The sequence below is a fragment of the Rossellomorea sedimentorum genome, assembly GCF_046237645.1.
Lineage (GTDB): Bacteria > Bacillota > Bacilli > Bacillales > Bacillaceae_B > Rossellomorea > Rossellomorea sedimentorum.
The window spans coordinates 2,890,072-2,906,217 of the sequence record NZ_CP143546.1; the positions used below are offsets into that span (position 1 = coordinate 2,890,072).

Annotated in this window: 16 protein-coding genes; 2 read left to right on the top strand and 14 right to left on the bottom strand. The window is 43.6% G+C overall.

What is annotated here, in order from left to right; genetic code table 11:
- Position 1: 1 nt before the first annotated feature.
- The 9 genes from spoIIIAE to V1502_RS14380 form a co-directional block, all read right to left on the bottom strand.
- The gene (spoIIIAE, locus tag V1502_RS14340; protein ID WP_409251319.1) at positions 2-1,195 is read right to left on the bottom strand and encodes a stage III sporulation protein AE; all 1,194 of its coding nucleotides are present in this window, start codon (positions 1,193-1,195) and stop codon (positions 2-4) included.
- A 28-nt stretch (positions 1,196-1,223) separates the two neighbouring features.
- Positions 1,224-1,616: a stage III sporulation protein AD gene (spoIIIAD, locus tag V1502_RS14345; RefSeq protein WP_409254357.1), complete on the bottom strand. Its 393-nt coding sequence runs from the start codon at positions 1,614-1,616 to the stop codon at positions 1,224-1,226.
- A 15-nt stretch (positions 1,617-1,631) separates the two neighbouring features.
- Entirely contained in the window at positions 1,632-1,838 is a 207-nt protein-coding gene (spoIIIAC, locus tag V1502_RS14350) for a stage III sporulation protein AC (RefSeq protein ID WP_006838772.1), read from the bottom strand.
- An 18-nt stretch (positions 1,839-1,856) separates the two neighbouring features.
- Positions 1,857-2,372 carry a stage III sporulation protein SpoIIIAB gene (gene spoIIIAB, locus V1502_RS14355; protein WP_409251320.1) on the bottom strand — a complete coding sequence of 172 codons (516 nt, stop codon included), beginning with the start codon at positions 2,370-2,372 and terminating at the stop codon, positions 1,857-1,859.
- On the bottom strand, positions 2,373-3,296 hold the full coding sequence (gene spoIIIAA, locus V1502_RS14360; RefSeq protein WP_409251321.1) for a stage III sporulation protein AA: 924 nt from the start codon (positions 3,294-3,296) through the stop codon (positions 2,373-2,375). It lies immediately after the preceding gene.
- 250 nt (positions 3,297-3,546) lie between these two features.
- Positions 3,547-4,104: an elongation factor P gene (gene efp / locus V1502_RS14365; RefSeq protein WP_409251322.1), complete on the bottom strand. Its 558-nt coding sequence runs from the start codon at positions 4,102-4,104 to the stop codon at positions 3,547-3,549.
- 90 nt (positions 4,105-4,194) lie between these two features.
- Positions 4,195-5,256: a M24 family metallopeptidase gene (locus V1502_RS14370; RefSeq protein WP_409251323.1), complete on the bottom strand. Its 1,062-nt coding sequence runs from the start codon at positions 5,254-5,256 to the stop codon at positions 4,195-4,197.
- On the bottom strand, positions 5,249-5,704 hold the full coding sequence (aroQ, locus tag V1502_RS14375; protein WP_409251324.1) for a type II 3-dehydroquinate dehydratase: 456 nt from the start codon (positions 5,702-5,704) through the stop codon (positions 5,249-5,251). The genes V1502_RS14370 and aroQ overlap by 8 nt, the downstream gene beginning before the upstream one ends.
- An 82-nt stretch (positions 5,705-5,786) precedes the next feature.
- A complete protein-coding gene (locus tag V1502_RS14380; protein ID WP_409251325.1) occupies positions 5,787-6,320 on the bottom strand; it encodes a YqhR family membrane protein in 534 nt (177 codons plus the stop codon).
- A gap of 250 nt (positions 6,321-6,570) precedes the next feature.
- On the opposite strand from V1502_RS14380, the gene V1502_RS14385 reads away from it, so the two are divergent.
- On the top strand, positions 6,571-6,936 hold the full coding sequence (locus tag V1502_RS14385) for an SA1362 family protein (RefSeq protein ID WP_409251326.1): 366 nt from the start codon (positions 6,571-6,573) through the stop codon (positions 6,934-6,936).
- Between the two features lie 494 nt (positions 6,937-7,430).
- Here V1502_RS14385 and V1502_RS14390 read toward each other — a convergent pair whose 3' ends face one another.
- The 3 genes from V1502_RS14390 to V1502_RS14400 all read right to left on the bottom strand — a co-directional run bounded on the left by V1502_RS14390 (position 7,431) and on the right by V1502_RS14400 (position 12,273).
- Positions 7,431-8,318, bottom strand: coding sequence for a patatin-like phospholipase family protein (locus V1502_RS14390; RefSeq protein WP_409251327.1), 888 nt, complete (start codon positions 8,316-8,318; stop codon positions 7,431-7,433).
- A 182-nt stretch (positions 8,319-8,500) separates the two neighbouring features.
- Positions 8,501-11,065 carry a vitamin B12-dependent ribonucleotide reductase gene (locus V1502_RS14395; protein ID WP_409251328.1) on the bottom strand — a complete coding sequence of 855 codons (2,565 nt, stop codon included), beginning with the start codon at positions 11,063-11,065 and terminating at the stop codon, positions 8,501-8,503.
- Positions 11,066-11,436: 371 nt separating this feature from the next.
- Complete coding sequence (locus V1502_RS14400; RefSeq protein WP_409251329.1) at positions 11,437-12,273, bottom strand: biotin/lipoate A/B protein ligase family protein; 837 nt, start codon at positions 12,271-12,273, stop codon at positions 11,437-11,439.
- A gap of 288 nt (positions 12,274-12,561) precedes the next feature.
- Here V1502_RS14400 and V1502_RS14405 point away from each other — a divergent pair, with 288 nt between their 5' ends.
- On the top strand, positions 12,562-12,876 hold the full coding sequence (locus V1502_RS14405) for a rhodanese-like domain-containing protein (protein ID WP_409254358.1): 315 nt from the start codon (positions 12,562-12,564) through the stop codon (positions 12,874-12,876).
- 454 nt (positions 12,877-13,330) lie between these two features.
- On the opposite strand, the gene gcvPB is transcribed toward V1502_RS14405, so the two are convergent.
- Both gcvPB and gcvPA read right to left on the bottom strand, forming a co-directional pair.
- Positions 13,331-14,794: an aminomethyl-transferring glycine dehydrogenase subunit GcvPB gene (gene gcvPB, locus V1502_RS14410; protein ID WP_409251330.1), complete on the bottom strand. Its 1,464-nt coding sequence runs from the start codon at positions 14,792-14,794 to the stop codon at positions 13,331-13,333.
- Positions 14,787-16,133 carry an aminomethyl-transferring glycine dehydrogenase subunit GcvPA gene (gene gcvPA, locus V1502_RS14415; protein ID WP_409251331.1) on the bottom strand — a complete coding sequence of 449 codons (1,347 nt, stop codon included), beginning with the start codon at positions 16,131-16,133 and terminating at the stop codon, positions 14,787-14,789. Before gcvPA ends, gcvPB begins: the two co-directional genes overlap by 8 nt.
- Positions 16,134-16,146 lie beyond the last annotated feature (13 nt).

Here is a 16,146-nt window from a genome sequence, read left to right on the forward strand (position 1 = left end):
CTTATCTCACCATTAGAGTAATGTTGCCAGCAGCAATCATGATAGTGATGCTGAGAAAAAACATGAACGAGACAATCGCCAGGGCGGCAAAGACATAAATGACGCTTTTGCTTATCGTATCCAGGCACGTTATGACCGGACCTCCGCCCAGAGGCTGCAACAGAGCTGCTGCCAGCTTATATATAAGTGCAATCATCAGAATCTTCATCGCAGGGAAAGCGGCGATCATTAACAGGATGGCCACTCCCGCAATCCCGACAGTGTTCTTCAGCAACACCGACGCGCTGATGACCGTATCAGCTGCATCCGTGAACATCCTACCGATGACAGGGACAAAGTTACCCGTTACAAACTTGGCCGTCCTTACGGTTATCCCATCTGTTACTGCTGCTGTTGCGCCCTGTACAGAGATCACTCCAAGGAATACCGTCATAAAAATCCCCAGGAGACCGATGCTCCAGTTCCTAAGCAGGTTGGCGAGCTGGGTCACCTTATATTGAGGAGATAAAGAGCTCACAATGCTCAATAAGGCGGAAAGGAATAAAAGAGGCAGGACGATATTTTGGATCAGCAGCCCGCTTGTATTCATGAGAAAAATAATAACCGGGTGGAAAAAAGCGGCGGATATCAGGCCTCCTGAAGACGCGATGAGTGCCAGCAGCAACGGAATCAACGCGATGATAAAATTCATCATTGTCCCGATTGCTTCTTTCGTATAATCGATTGCCACATGAAAGCTGTTCAGTGCAATAATGATCAACACCATAAAAACGATGGCATAGGCGACCTTGCTTACACTGCCGCCTTCAAATGAGTTTTGCAGCGATTGCAAAAACATACTGAATATCGTCAGTAAAATCAGGGTTCCGAGAAGCTTCCCATTCATGACCAACTCCTGGAAAGCAAAGTGAATGATTCCCGAGAACCAAGCCTTAAAGGAAAACTGCTTGTCCCCTTTTATGAAATCGATCAAGCTGCCTTTTTGGCTTTCCGGGAGAAACCCTCCATATTGTGTTAGGACATCGTCCCAATAAACCTTGAGTTCATCGATTTCCAGCTTTTCCAATTGTTCTTCCAGTAACTTTTCTCCCAACTCGGTGTTCTGCTCTGCGTCTTCCCCTTCTGCTCCAACGTCGGATGTTCCAAGAAATAAGCAAAATAGTGTACAACAAATGACTACAATTATTCGACGCATTTTTTCACCTCTAAGTGCAGCTGCCTCCTTAACCATTCGGTATCATATTGATGATGGTTTCAATGATGACAGTCAAGATCGGCACTGCCATTGCTAGAATTAGTATTTTCCCTGCCAATTCCACCTTTGCAGCCAGCGCCCCCTGCCCCGCGTCCTTCGTGATATGGGAAGCGAATTCCGCTATGTAGGCGATCCCGATAATTTTCAGGATCGTTTCCACATAGATCATGTTGATATTGGCGTTTGCAGCCAGTTTTTCAATCATCCGGATAATTGCATATATTTGATCAACCAGAAACAGGAAGATCGCACATCCGACGAATACAACCAGCAAAAAAGCAAAATTGGGCTTTTGTTCTTTAATGATCATAGCGAGGAAAGTCGATACCAGGGCAATTCCGACTACTTGTATGATTTCAATGGCCCATTCCCCCTCTCACCCTTGGAAGAGAAATACTGACTTGATTTTTTGAAACAGATCGTCCACGATGGAAGCGACCATGAAAAGAATGTATATGAATCCAAACAAGGTGACCCATTGTGCATATTCCTTCTTCCCCACTTGATCAAGGATAGTGTGTAAAAAGGCCACCACAATACCAACACCGGCAATCTTGAAAATAATATCGACATCAATTCCCATCTTTTCCCCTCCAGATCATTACAGCAATAAAATGATGAGAAGCAGGCCTGAAAGAAACCCTAAACTTTTCGTCATTTTTTCATATCTTTTCTGTTTTTCAAGTGCTTCTGTCTCTTCCCGCTCCAAATGTGTAAGGGTCAGCAATATGTGTTTTTGCTGAGTTAATCGATCATGTTTGCCCAGGCTTTCTCCGAACTGAGTAAGAATCTCATATTCTCTCGACTTGAAGGCAGTCATCTTCCAAACCTCGTTAAGACTGGCTTCCCAAGCTTCACTTACAGTCGTTTCTTCGGTGGTTATTTTTTTGGCGAACACTTCAAAAAACCAGGCAACCGGACGCTGGAGCTGTTTGGAAAGCTTTCGTGCCGCTTCATGCAGCGGGGTGTGGCCATACATGATTTCTGCCTCCAATGATTGCAAGGCTGATTTTAATATTCTCAACTGACGCGGCCGTTCACTTAAGTATCTTGATGCCTCAAAACCGGCCCAGGAGGTAGATAGGATGATAAAAACTGCACCGATGATCTTAATCATTTATGTCACACTCACTTTATCCAGCAGTGAAACACCCGCTTGATTTTTAATACCTTTGACCATTCCGGGATTCTCGCCCCGGGATAGTTCAATGAATCTCTCTATTACATTCATTTCTATAATCTCTTTAAGATACGGACGCTTTGATACTTCTTCAAACGAGTGTCCATGTGTGGTCATTATAAGGGTGATACCCGCATTCACCGCTTCGAGGACAGCTTGGCCATCTTCCCGCCGTCCGATCTCATCCACAATAATGACATCCGGGCTCATCGACCGAATGAGCATCATCATCCCTTCTGCTTTTGGACAAGCATCCAGCACATCAATACGCGGTCCGAATTGCAGCTGGGGCACTCCATGCACACAGCCGGCAATTTCAGACCGTTCATCCACAATGCCGACCTTATATGGGATGATTTTTTCCTCAGGAACCCCGCTCGAGACGATGCGGGCAATATCCCTTAGCATCGTCGTTTTACCCGTCTGGGGTGCGCCGATGATCATCGTATGTTTCCAGCGTTCATCATGGAGGTGTGAAACCAATGGAGCAGCTATACCAATGGCTTCCCTGGCAACCCGGATATTGAAAGAGGCCAAGTGCCTGATTGCCTTCACCTTTCCTCCCTCGAGTATCACCTTTCCGGCAAGCCCCACCCTGTGGCCGCCCTCAATCGTGATATATCCCCTTTTCAATTCTTCTTCCAAGGTATAAAACGAGTGGTTCGCAAGCTTATTGATCAGTTGTTCCCCGTCTTTCCTAGTCACGACATACGAAAGAAAATATGGTATGCCCCTGGCTGTTACTTCCAGCGGTCTGTCGATCCTTATCCTGATTTCTTCAATCAGCGGCTGAATATGGGTTGGCATTGCAAGGATTTTTTCGGCGATAGGTGTTGGCACGATTGATAGGATTTCTTCCATATTCCCTCCTCCTCTTTTTGCTGTAAAAACTACTTCTTTGATTGGTACATGCCTTTTGATATTAAAATGTATTCGGAGAATAGAAGAATATGACTTTATTGTGGGGAAGACGGCGGAATAAAACTTCACTTCAACGCATTAAAGCACTAAGAGGGACAGTCCCTCTTAGTGCTTTAATGTACTAAAATCAAAACCACAAAAAAGCTGAAGGACAATGAATGCCCTTCAGCCTGTTTTTGTTCTACGTTTATTATCCACGAGATACATAAGAACCGTCAGTTGTATTGATGACCAAAACGTCTCCTTCGTTAACGAAGAATGGCACGTTAACAGTCAATCCAGTTTCAACGGTTGCCGGTTTGGAACCACCTGAAGCCGTATCCCCTTTGATACCCGGTTCAGTTTCAGTGACTGTCAACTCAACGGTATTTGGCAGTTCTACACCAAGAGTTTCACCTTGATACATCATGATTTGAACTTCCATGTTTTCCTTCAAGAACTTCAACTCATACTCGATTTGAGTCGCGTTAAGCTCGATTTGCTCATAAGAATCTGTATCCATGAACACATGCATATCGCCGTTTGCATAAAGATACTGCATTCTGCGATTGTCGATTTGGGCTTTGGCCACTTTTTCACCTGCGCGGAAAGTTTTTTCCTGGATCGCTCCATTACGCAGGTTTCTTAATTTAGAGCGTACAAAAGCTGCTCCTTTACCAGGCTTAACGTGTTGGAAATCCATTACGCGCCAAATTCCATTATCTACTTCGATTGTAAGGCCTGTACGAAAATCATTAACTGAAATCATGAGTGTTCCTCCTAAAATTTGAATAGCCGAAGAATGACTATTTATTGCATGTCTATTATGCCATATTCTGTTCCTGCAGCAATAGTTTTATTAAAGAATAATTAATTCTTTCGTTGAGTGTGTAAGTGTTTCGTTCCCGTTTTCCGTAATCACTGTATCATCTTCGATCCGGACACCACCGACACCTTGAACGTAAACTCCCGGCTCAACAGTGACAATCATGCCTGGTTTCAATACTGTTTCGGAAAGGTGGGAAAGTCCAGGTCCTTCATGTACTTCAAGTCCGATACCATGACCAAGCGAATGGCCAAAGTTATCGCCATATCCTTTTTCCTTGATATAATCCCTGGCGATTGCATCTGCTTCTGCACCTGTCATGCCCGGCTTGATTCCCTCCATCGCTTTCAGCTGAGACTGAAGTACAACATCATAAATTTCCTTCAACTTATCAGAAGGCTCGCCGACAGAAATCGTTCTCGTCATATCAGAACAATATCCTTTATAGTAAGCACCGTAGTCAAGTGTGATGAAATCACCTTTTTCGATGACTTTTTCACTAGCTACTCCGTGCGGAAGAGCTGAGCGGGTGCCGGATGCAACAATGATATCAAACGAAGACGAGGCTGCCCCCGCTTTTCTCATGAAGAATTCAAGTTCATTCGATACTTCCAGTTCTGTCTTCCCAGGCTTGATAAAATCAAGAATATGCTTGAACGCTGCATCCGCAATATCAGCAGCATCCCTGATGATTTTTAACTCATCTTCTGTTTTGATCAAGCGGATATCTTCAATCAGCCCGCTGACAGGGACAAGCTCTGACTGTACTTTACTGCGATAGCTTTCATATGCAGAGTATGTCAAATAATTTTTCTCAAATCCAAGTCTTTTAATCCCCAGTTTCTCAACTTGAGCAGCAACCTCATTAGGAATAGGACCTTTATGCTGCACAATCTCATATCCCTGGGCCTGCTCAGCAGCCTGTTCCGTATAACGGAAGTCAGTGATGAACACCGCACTGTCAGCCGTTATCAAGGCAACCCCTGACGAACCAGTGAATCCAGTCATATAACGTCGGTTGTATGTACTAGTGATCAGTATACCGTCAATATTGTTTCCTGAAAATTTTTCTCTTAATTTATCAAGTTTACTCAACCTCTTCATCTCCCTTATGTTTTTTTATAAGAGCCTGCAGGGCAAGTTCATAGCCGAACAATCCCAGGCCGACAATTTGTCCTTCTGAAACTTCTGCTAAAACTGAATGGTGCCTGAAGGGTTCTCTTTTATGAACATTGGAAATATGAACTTCCACGACCGGGATATCGACTCCGGCAATGGCATCCCTTATCGCATAGCTGTAATGTGTAAAGGCACCAGGATTGAAGATAATACCGGCGTATCCCTCATCTGCCGCGCGGTGAATACTGTCAATAAGCTCACCTTCATGGTTCGATTGTTCCGCAGTCAGTCCATACCCCGCTGTCAAGGCGGCTTTTTTCACTTTGTTTTCAAGATCATTCAGTGTTGTTGTACCATAGATGTCGGGCTCTCGCTTTCCTAATCGATTCAGGTTCGGCCCGTTAAGCAGAAGAAATTTATGCATATGTATTCACCCATAAAAATAGAATGTTCAACATGAACATTCTAACACAAATAAATTGACAAACCTACTAGTATGTCTGATTCTACTGACTTACACCCTCTTCTTTTTCATGCTGGTGGCGAAGTTCGTTTTCCTCATATGAAATGGAGTAGCCAATGAAAACTCCATAAAGAATATAAATGCATGCTAATGTAATCAATGTATTGTAGTCTGTTTCTGTCAATCCCTTCATGCTTGGAAACAGCGGGTTCAGAACCACGAAGACGGCCAGCATCAAGACAATGCCGTAGCCGACACCTATCCACATGGACTTGAGCTTTCTCAGTGCAGCATAGTAGACGAGCGCAACTCCGATGGATACCAATCCATATCCCAGTATGGAAATAAGGATCCCCAGCCAGGTCTCTTTCCAGTCTCCGACAGCCCACGGCTCAAGGATGATGTTTGGCTCCAGTTTGGTAAAGGAGAACATATAACAGATATAGGCGATTCCGCTCCAAAGGATCCCTCCGGCAAAACCAGTTGCAATAACCATGCCAATAAACGATAACGGCTTTTCTTGCTTATTCTGTTCCAGCTTTTTATCACTTGATGGTTCTTGTTCTCTTGCAGACATCAAAACACCTCCTTTGGGTAGTATGTCCATTTCCGTAAAAGTATTGCATCATCTCAGAGGATATTGCATGGTTTAGAATGTTTTTAGTAAAATAAAAATACTTAACTACGAGGTTTTATTATTCACATAACTCAAAAGATACAAATGTGTAAAATAAACCAGAATTACGGTTAGAATGAACGGAATTAGTCTAAAATATAGATAAAGGCCTATTATGCTTTTACCATCAGTTCCAAAGGAGGTGACCTTCTTGAATGCTCGTTTTATCATTGCAGGAGCTGTTATTCTTTTAGCCTCTATCGGATTGGTTTCCACCCTTATGGGAGATCCTCTTGCACTTCTCAAAAGAATACTTATTTTCGCAGCCATTGCCGGAGTTATTTATCTTGTATTCCGGAAAGTAATGATGGGTGGAAAAGGTAAAGACAAGGATCAAAAAGCATTCCTTAAAGCGGCAAAACAATCCAAGAAGCGGTATAACAAGAAAACAACTGCTGCCAAAGCGAAAACCAGTGCGTCAAACCCATTTCGAAAAAAGTCCCATCGTAAAAAATCCCAAGCAAATCTTACTGTAATTGAAGGGAAGAAGAATAGAAAAAATCGAGCATCCCTCTAAGCTCGGTTTTTTTATTTGGCTTTTTTAGCCTGCGTTGATGCATAAACGTGCGGTTGGTTTATAAGATATACAGGCATGAGCTGATTTAGTCCGAGCTGCCGTATACCTAATTGCAGGGAAGCGTGGAGGGTGTTTGGTTGGTGGTTACTTTGGGTTGGTGCTGTGAATGGACTTTAGTGGATGTAGAGGCACTTTTAAAGGGGACTATTCTGGAAGACGTCACTGAAGATTTTCTAGAGACATTTCGAGCGTTTTTGGGCTGTTATATGGTCTCTAGAGGTGTCTAGAGGCACTTTCATGAGGAATTCTGTTACTAAATGGTTTTTAGAGAGCTTACTTTCGATCGGGTTTCCACTTCCAAAGTGTCTCTAGAAAACCTCTAAAAGCACTTTGGAGTGGTTTACCACTTATAAAAGGTCTCCAAAAAAACTTCCAGAGGCACTTTTGCCTTCATTTTAGTTTTAAAATAGTTTCTTTATTTTTTGAGCCTCAATTCATCCAAAGCTCCAGCTCCGTAAAAATTCCTTAGCCTTTTCATACCCATATTCCATGAGTTCTCTCTTCTTTTCATCTGTTAATTCAAATTCGGTCGTCAGCACCCCTTCAGTCGGGATAAAAATGATGTTCGTGGCATGTTTCCTTGAGATATAACGTGAATCATGCGCATCTTTCATTGTTTGAAACAAAGCCTCATACATGTCAATGGCATTGTGTATGACATTCTTAGGTCTTTCCTGTAAATTGGGGCTGAGTTTTATCCCTAAAACGGGCCTGATTTTCTTTGTGTTTTCTTTATCAAAAAGCCACATCGGAAAATTGCTCAAAACTCCTCCGTCGACCACCAGGCTTAGTCCATCCAAAGATTTCAACCTCACTGGTTCAAAAAAATAAGGAAGACTTGCACTCATCCTGATTGCCCTTGCTACAGGAAAAGTCTCTTTTGGTATTCCGTATTTTTCGAGGTCATCAGGAAGTACCATAAGCCTGCCATTTGATAAGTCGGAAGCAATCACTCTCAAGGATCCTGGAGGAAGGTCTGCAAACGTATAAATGCCCCTTACCCGCAGCTTTTCTTCCAGCCACTGTTCCAAGGCATCTCCTTTATAGAGACCGAGTTTCCAATACACCCGAAGCCAACGGACAAGTGGAACAGAGGAAAGTAATGCATTCTTATCCAATAAATCTGTCAGATTGATCTCATCCATTATATTGAAAAGATTGTCACTCTTGTAGCCGGCAGCAATAAACCCGGCAATGATGGCACCTGCACTTGTTCCAGCCAGCCTTTTGAATTTCAGCCCTTGTTCTTCTATGGCCTGATAAGCTCCAATCAAGGCAAGCCCCTTGATTCCACCACCTGAGAATACACCATCGATGTTCATGGAACCATCTCCTTCAAAGTTTCCTTACTACATCTTTAATTCACCTTGAAGGGTTTTAGAATAAAAATTGGTTACTCTTCAACACTTTAAAGCACTAAGAGGGACTGTCCCTCTTAGTGCTTTAAAGTGGTAAAGAAAACAAACCAAAAAAAGAAGGAGAAAGTTTCTCCCTCTTCTTCAAATCATAGTCCGCATTTCAATTGAGCTCCACAGTTTGTACATGTGTTGCATCCGCCCATATCTTTCACCGTTCCTTTACGGCAGACCGGGCACGTATTCCCAACTTCAGAACCAATGGTTACATCTGTTGATCTTACGTCCTGGATGGTGTCCACAAGTACGACCGGCTTCTTCTCTTGAACAACTTGCTGTTGGGGCTCTTCATTATCAAAGCTGTTTTCTTCTGCTTTTAATGTGAGAACCTGAGAATCACGGCTTCCGTCTACATAGACTGTACCGCCTTTCGCACCGCCTTTATACAATCTTTCATATACTCCCTGCACCTGGTCTACAGTGTAGCCTCTTGGAGCATTGACAGTTTTTGAAATTGAGCTGTCGATCCAGCGCTGGATGACACATTGGACATCAGCATGTGCTTCCGGAGCGAGCTCCATGGAAGACACGAACCATTCAGGAAGTGCATCTGGATCTGCTCCAGGGTTGCGGTCAAGATACTCTTGTACAATTTCAGCCTTTACCTCGATGAATTTACCAAGGCGTCCGCTTCTGTAGTATGTGAAGGAGAAGTATGGCTCAAGACCTGTAGCCACACCTACCATCGTTCCTGTGCTCCCTGTCGGTGCAACAGTCAGCAAGTGGGAGTTACGGATACCGTTATCCAAGATGGATTGACGCACATCTTCAGGCATAATACTCATATAACCTGTATTGATGAAAGCTTCTCTCAGGCGGTTCGTTTCTTCTTCCGTTTCACCTTGAAGGAACGGGAAGCACCCTTTTTCTTTAGACAATTCTACTGATGCTCGGTAAGCCGTCACTGCAATGGTTTCAAATACTTCATCAACAAGCTTGTTGCCTTCTTCTGAACCGTATTCTTTCTCACAATAGATCAATAAATCCGCAAGGCCCATGACACCTAAACCAACACGGCGCTCACCAAGTGCCTGCTTCTTATTTTGTTCAAGGAAGTAAGGAGTTGCATCGATAACGTTATCCTGCATACGGACTCCGACTTCAACCGTATGTTTCAATTTTTCAAAGTCAACGGTCTTTTTCTCTTTATCGGCAAATTCTGCAAGGTTCACTGCTGCAAGGTTGCAGACGGAAAATGGTGCGAGTGGTTGTTCACCACACGGGTTCGTTGCAACCACTTTCTGCCCGTACGCTTTTGCATTTGTCTTGTCATTGGCATTATCGATAAAGAAAATCCCAGGCTCTGCAGAGTATGTTGCACATACGTTGATCAGATTCCATAATTCTTTGGCACGCATTTTTCTGTACGTACGCACTTTGTAGCCCATCTGCTCCCACTCACGGACGTCACCGACTTCATGCCAGTTTTCATTATAAAACTTCATTTCCTCTTCGTCATATTTCTCTACATCAGGGAAGCGGAGGCTGTATTCTGCATCATTCTCAACAGCTTCCATAAAATCACTTGTCAGGCAGACGGAAATGTTGGCACCTGTCAGAAACTCAGAATTATGAACAGAGTAAGTACCGCCCGTATTTAATTTTTCTTCTGCTTCTTTGATAATCTTTTCTGAAAAACCGCCAAAACCGGGAATCTGCTTGTAATTAACGATTCCTTGGTACATATCTATTTCCTGCTCCGTCAATGGTGTGAATTTCAATTTATCCTTTGCAGCTTTCTTGATTTGCTCATCTTCTGTGTTTTCAAGCAGATAACGGAGGATTCTAGGGTTTTGCATTTTTGAAATGATAAACTCAATGATATCCGGGTGCCAGTCGGCAAGCATGATCATTTGAGCCCCACGTCTTGATCCCCCCTGCTCCACAAGATGTGTCAATTTCGCAATATCATCCAGCCAGGAAACCGAACCGGAAGATTTTCCGTTCACGCCTCTTGCCAAAGTGTTTCTCGGTCTCAACGTCGAGCCATTCGTTCCGACTCCACCTCCGCGGCTCATGATTTCCATGACCTGTTTGCGGTGGTCGGAGATTCCGTCCCGGGAATCTTTGACAAACGGCATTACATAACAGTTGAAATAAGTCACGTCCGTGTCTGCTCCTGCTCCGTACAATACACGGCCGGCCGGTACGAAGTTCATATTGACAAGTTCATGGTAGAATTTTTCGAACCATTCCTGTCTTTTTTCTTCTGTCGTCTCTACGCTTGCAAGCCCAGTGGCGTTTCTTTTAGCAATTTGCTCATAGTAGATTTCAAGCGGCTTTTCGATGACATCCAAGGAACGCTTGACTACTGCCGTCTCGGCTTCCTGAGGATTATCGATGGAGCTTCTATATTCCTCATCAATCAGAACCTCAGCCTGCTTATTCTCCCAGTCGATACTTTTAATGTACCCTACTCCCCTGGCAGGAAATTTAGGGTCTTCTTTAATGGTCAGAACGACGAAGTCACCTTCAGTAAGTGTGATCTTTTCAGTGTCTTTAAATGAGTAGCGGTCAATCATAACGAGGCGGGATACACCCTTATGTGTAATCTGCATATCCGGGGTAATGGGATGGACTTGCGGAAACAAACCGATCGCTTTATTCAATCTCTCTCTGTTCACTTTCATTTCTTGTTTCGATACGACAGACATAGATACAACTCCTTAAACTACTATATTGAATAATTCTCTGTTTCTCTCATTGTTGTAATTTCAAAAATAAATTTATCACAGCCAAATGTGAAAATCAACCAATATACACTATATATAGTGTATAAAATATTTTTCGACACACAATATATTGTGTTTGGTTCACGGTAAAAGATTTTTGTCAAACGAATAATAGTCTGTAAATAAGAGAATTTCAAAGGGAATAATAGATTAGCATACACAAATCAACAAAACGTGACAATTTTCAAGGTTGAAAAAAACAGGCAGCTGTTCAACTCTTGATAAAAAAGGAAAAAAAGCGATTCTCATCGCTTTTTTAAATTTAAAAAATTCTATTGAGTTTAAAAACTGAGTTATCTTTTATAATTCCACTCATCAGATTCGTATCTTCTTTTCGCCAGGTCTTCTACATATTGTGTTTCCTCATCTGATAATACATATGGCTTCAGTTCAATACCCAGTCCCTGTTCGAATCCCTCTTTAAAAGCTGCTTTTGCCATGTACAGAGTTACTTTTTCATTGCTGATTTCATTGATTGCGACCGCTTTACTCTTAAACGCCCGCTGCATCCGTTCTTTCACCCTGTCATTTGGATACTTGAACAAGCTGAATAATTTATCTTCGTCCAAGTCCAGCAGGATGGAACCATGCTGCAAAATGACGCCCTTCTGCCTTGTCTGTGCGCTTCCGGCCACTTTTCTGCCTTCTACCACCAGTTCGTACCAGCTCGGAGCATCAAAACATACCGCTGAACGGGGATTTTTCAACCCCTGTTTCTCTTCTTCCGTCCGTGGCACTGCAAAATATGCATCAAGACCCAGGGCCCTGAACCCCCTGAGGATCCCTTCTGAAATTACACGGTAAGCTTCCGTAACCGTCTTTGGCATCTCAGGATGTTCTTCCGTCACGATGACACTGTATGTAAGTTCATGTTCATGGAGGACGCCTCTTCCGCCTGTCGGACGGCGCACAAACCCAAGTCCATGTTCCTTTACGGCGTCCATGTTGATTTCTTTTTCAACTTTTTGAAAGTAGCCAACAGACAATGTTGCGGGATCCCATCCGTAAAACCGAATTACCGGCGGGATCTTTCCTTCGCTGTGCCAGTCAAGCAAAGCCTCATCCAAGGCCATATTATAGGACGGAGAGCAGTTCCCCGAGTCAATATATCTCCAAACTTCCTTCGTCATACCTCATACCCTCTTTTACTCTTATTAAGTCGAATTCTAGTCTATCAAAGTCTTATAAAAAAACAAAGAAGAAACACCCCAAATGAACTCCATATCAGGCGAAAAAGAATTCTTGTCGTGTCCATTTTTCACATATATAATAGAATTAAATTTCTTTTGATTCTTCAAAAGAGAGAGAATATAATAGAGATTAGTGAAGTTTGAAAGGGGTTAGGAATTTTGACAGGTTTATATTTCTTATTAATCGTTTTAGGTGCGATCATTGTGTATTCAATTCTTACGTTTTTCATGCAAAAGCGTATTGTCAATAATCTGACAGAAGATGAATTTCGTGCAGGATACCGCAAAGCTCAGTTGATTGATGTCAGAGAACCGAACGAATTTGAAGCAGGCCATATCTTAGGTGCAAGAAACATCCCGCTTTCTCAGTTGAAACAAAGAAAGCAGGAAATCCGCAACGATCAGCCTGTGTATCTATACTGCCAAAGCGGAATGCGAAGCGGAAGGGCCGCTCAGATGCTCCGCCGTCAAGGTCACAGAGACCTTCACCATTTACAGGGCGGTTTTAAAAAGTGGTCAGGAAAAGTGAAAAAGAAGAAATAATGCAGGAAAGCCGAATCCTACTCAGGGTTCGGCTTTTTTATTTTATGGGGAATTGTGAACTGTTTTGCAAAAGGGTTGCTTAAATTTTCCCTGCAGCTTAGCATGCGGCCTCCTAATAATTCTTAAAGATACGGACCGTTTTTTCAAGTACCCAAAGTGGTAACGGACCCTCCTAAATGAAAGGGCCATATCTCTAAGTGAGTCAAAAATTTTGGATTATCCACCGGGAAGGAATCCTTTTTATCAAGGATTCAGATAGGAAGACAGTCTATTCCTAGAGGGAAGGGACCAATTTTCCCCTGCCCTCGGCCACCGAGGGCAGCGCCCCCGTTGAGCGCTTAATTATAACCGTCAGGCTATACTGACCTCCCGGAAGTTCCTTTTCGAAATCATCATACCTGTTCTCACCTTTCTCACATAAAAAGGATGCCCTCTACGGACATCCTTTTAATTATTAACCTTCTTTTGTATAACGCAATACCGGTTTACGGGCAGCCAGTGTTTCATCAAGACGTTTGATGACAGTGGTATGCGGAGCTTCCTGAACGATTTCAGGATTTTCCTCTGTTTCTTTGGCAATTTGGATCATTGCATCGATGAACGCATCGATCGTTTCTTTTGATTCCGTTTCCGTCGGCTCGATCATCATGCACTCTTCCACATTCAAGGGGAAGTAGATGGTTGGCGGATGGTAACCGAAGTCAAGAAGGCGTTTTGCAATATCCAGGGTACGTACGCCCAGTTTCTTCTGACGCTTTCCACTGATGACGAATTCATGCTTACAATGGCGGTCATACGGCAGGTCGAAATAAGGTGCCAATCTTCTCATCATATAATTGGCATTAATAACGGCATTTTCAGTTACCGCTTTTAAGCCGTCAGGACCCATTGTCCGGATATATGTGTAGGCACGCACATTGATTCCGAAGTTGCCGTAATACGGCTTCACACGTCCGATTGACTGCGGACGGCCATATTCAAATACATACTCATCCTCACGCTTTACAAGGACCGGCTTAGGAAGATAAGGGATCAAATCCGCTTTCACTCCGACAGGGCCGCTTCCAGGACCTCCTCCGCCGTGTGGGCCGGTAAATGTTTTATGGAGGTTAAGGTGGACGACATCAAAGCCCATATCCCCCGGGCGTGCTTTAGACATAACCGCATTCAAGTTCGCCCCATCGTAATACAGCTTACCGCCGGCTTCATGGACAATAGAAGCCATTTCCAAAATATTCTCTTCAAAAAGACCTAGTGTGTTTGGATTTGTAAGCATCAACGCTGCTGTATCTTCACCGACAACACGCTTCAAATCTTCCATATCCACAAGTCCATTTTCATCAGACTTGACTGTTACCGTCTCAAAACCTGCAACCGTCGCGGACGCCGGGTTTGTTCCGTGAGCGGAGTCAGGTACAATGACTTTCGTCCGGTTTGTATCACCGTTCGCTTCATGATAAGCACGGATCATCATCAATCCGGTCCACTCACCGTGAGCTCCCGCCGCCGGCTGAAGCGTCACTTCATCCATGCCGGTAATTTCTTTTAAGTGTTCCTGCAGGTCGTACATCAATTCTAATGCACCCTGAACACCTTCCCCTTCCTGAAGAGGATGCAGGTGGGCAAAGCCATTGAATCTTGCTACGTTTTCATTGATTTTCGGATTGTACTTCATTGTACAGGATCCAAGAGGATAGAAACCAGAATCGACCCCATGATTGCGCTTCGAGAGTGCTGTGTAATGGCGCATGATATCCAGTTCTGATACCTCAGGAAGCTCAGGAGCTTCTTCGCGTGTATATTCCGCAGGTATCAATTCAGATAAGTCCACTTGCGGGACATCCATCTCAGGGAGACTGTAGCCGGTACGTCCTTCTTTTGATAGTTCAAAAATAAGAGGCTGATCGTTCTTATGCATGATAATCCCCCAATTCTTTAGCAAATGTATCGATTTCTTCTTTTGTACGAAGCTCTGTAACCGCTACAAGCATATGATGATTTAATTCAGAATCCATTAGGCCAAGGTCATATCCCCCAATGATTCCTTTTTGCAGCAACCCTGAATTGATTTCTTTTACAGGACGGTTTGTTTTGATGACAAACTCATTGAACGATGGTCCTTCGAATGCCACCTCTACCCCATTTTGTTTAAGGGCTTCTTTAGCATAATGTGCCTTCTGTATGTTTTGGACAGCCATTTCCTTGACGCCATTCTTTCCAAGCGCTGTCATTGCCACAGATGCAGCCAATGCATTCAAAGCCTGGTTGGAACAGATGTTGGAGGTCGCTTTATCACGGCGGATATGCTGTTCGCGTGCCTGAAGAGTCAACACGAATCCGCGCTGTCCGTCCTCATCAACCGTCTGTCCGACAAGCCTGCCCGGTACTTTACGCATCAGTTTTTTCGTTACGGCGAAATATCCGCAGTGCGGTCCGCCGAAAGCAGTTGGAATTCCAAACGGCTGGGCATCACCAATAACAATATCAGCTCCAAGCTTTCCAGGAGGTGTCAAAACACCGAGTGCCAAAGGATTGGAGGAGACGACAAACATCGCCTTTTTGTCATGAACGATGCTCTCAAGTTTTGCCAGTTCTTCTATTCTTCCAAAGAAGTTAGGGTACTGTACGACTACTGCAGCGATTTCATCTGACATCAATTCTTCCAATGCTTTTTCATCTGTCACGCCGTTTTTATGCGGAATCTCTACAACTTCAATGTACTGACCCTTTGCATAAGACCGCAACACTTCCCTAGATTCAGGATGGACCGCGCTGGAAACAAGAACCTTCTTCCTTTTTGTCTGTCCGGCACTCAGCATTGCGGCTTCCGCCAGGGCTGTACCTCCGTCATACATGGAAGAGTTGGCTACGTCCATTCCCGTCAATTCACAGATCATGGTCTGGAATTCAAAAATTGCCTGAAGTTCACCTTGAGAGATCTCAGGTTGATAAGGTGTATAAGCTGTATAAAATTCTGAGCGGGACAACACATGATCTACAATCACAGGCATGTAGTGATCGTAAACCCCTGCACCAAGGAATGAAGAGTTTGAGCGTAAGTCTGCGTTCTTTGCAGCCATCTGGCTCAATTCCTTCATCAGGGAGGTTTCAGCTTTCGCTTTCTTAATATTATATTCTCCCTTAAACCTGACTTTTTCAGGAATATCATTAAACAGCTCATCTACAGAGCTGACTCCAATTGCTTCCAGCATTTCCTTTTGATCTTGTTCTGTCATTGGTAAATAACGATGTTTCATAAGGAATCCCCTC

What these genes read in the sequence shown, in the direction of transcription:
- spoIIIAC (WP_006838772.1), bottom strand. Translation starts at nt 1,838, where the DNA reads ATGGGAATTGATGTCGATATTATTTTCAAGATTGCCGGTGTTGGTATT.
- V1502_RS14380 (WP_409251325.1), bottom strand. Translation starts at nt 6,320, where the DNA reads ATGTCTGCAAGAGAACAAGAACCATCAAGTGATAAAAAGCTGGAACAG.
- efp (WP_409251322.1), bottom strand. Translation starts at nt 4,104, where the DNA reads ATGATTTCAGTTAATGATTTTCGTACAGGCCTTACAATCGAAGTAGAT.
- spoIIIAA (WP_409251321.1), bottom strand. Translation starts at nt 3,296, where the DNA reads ATGGAAGAAATCCTATCAATCGTGCCAACACCTATCGCCGAAAAAATC.
- spoIIIAB (WP_409251320.1), bottom strand. Translation starts at nt 2,372, where the DNA reads ATGATTAAGATCATCGGTGCAGTTTTTATCATCCTATCTACCTCCTGG.
- V1502_RS14395 (WP_409251328.1), bottom strand. Translation starts at nt 11,065, where the DNA reads ATGTCTGTCGTATCGAAACAAGAAATGAAAGTGAACAGAGAGAGATTG.
- spoIIIAE (WP_409251319.1), bottom strand. Translation starts at nt 1,195, where the DNA reads ATGCGTCGAATAATTGTAGTCATTTGTTGTACACTATTTTGCTTATTT.
- aroQ (WP_409251324.1), bottom strand. Translation starts at nt 5,704, where the DNA reads ATGCATAAATTTCTTCTGCTTAACGGGCCGAACCTGAATCGATTAGGA.
- V1502_RS14405 (WP_409254358.1), top strand. Translation starts at nt 12,562, where the DNA reads ATGCAAAAGCGTATTGTCAATAATCTGACAGAAGATGAATTTCGTGCA.
- V1502_RS14390 (WP_409251327.1), bottom strand. Translation starts at nt 8,318, where the DNA reads ATGAACATCGATGGTGTATTCTCAGGTGGTGGAATCAAGGGGCTTGCC.
- gcvPA (WP_409251331.1), bottom strand. Translation starts at nt 16,133, where the DNA reads ATGAAACATCGTTATTTACCAATGACAGAACAAGATCAAAAGGAAATG.
- V1502_RS14400 (WP_409251329.1), bottom strand. Translation starts at nt 12,273, where the DNA reads ATGACGAAGGAAGTTTGGAGATATATTGACTCGGGGAACTGCTCTCCG.
- gcvPB (WP_409251330.1), bottom strand. Translation starts at nt 14,794, where the DNA reads ATGCATAAGAACGATCAGCCTCTTATTTTTGAACTATCAAAAGAAGGA.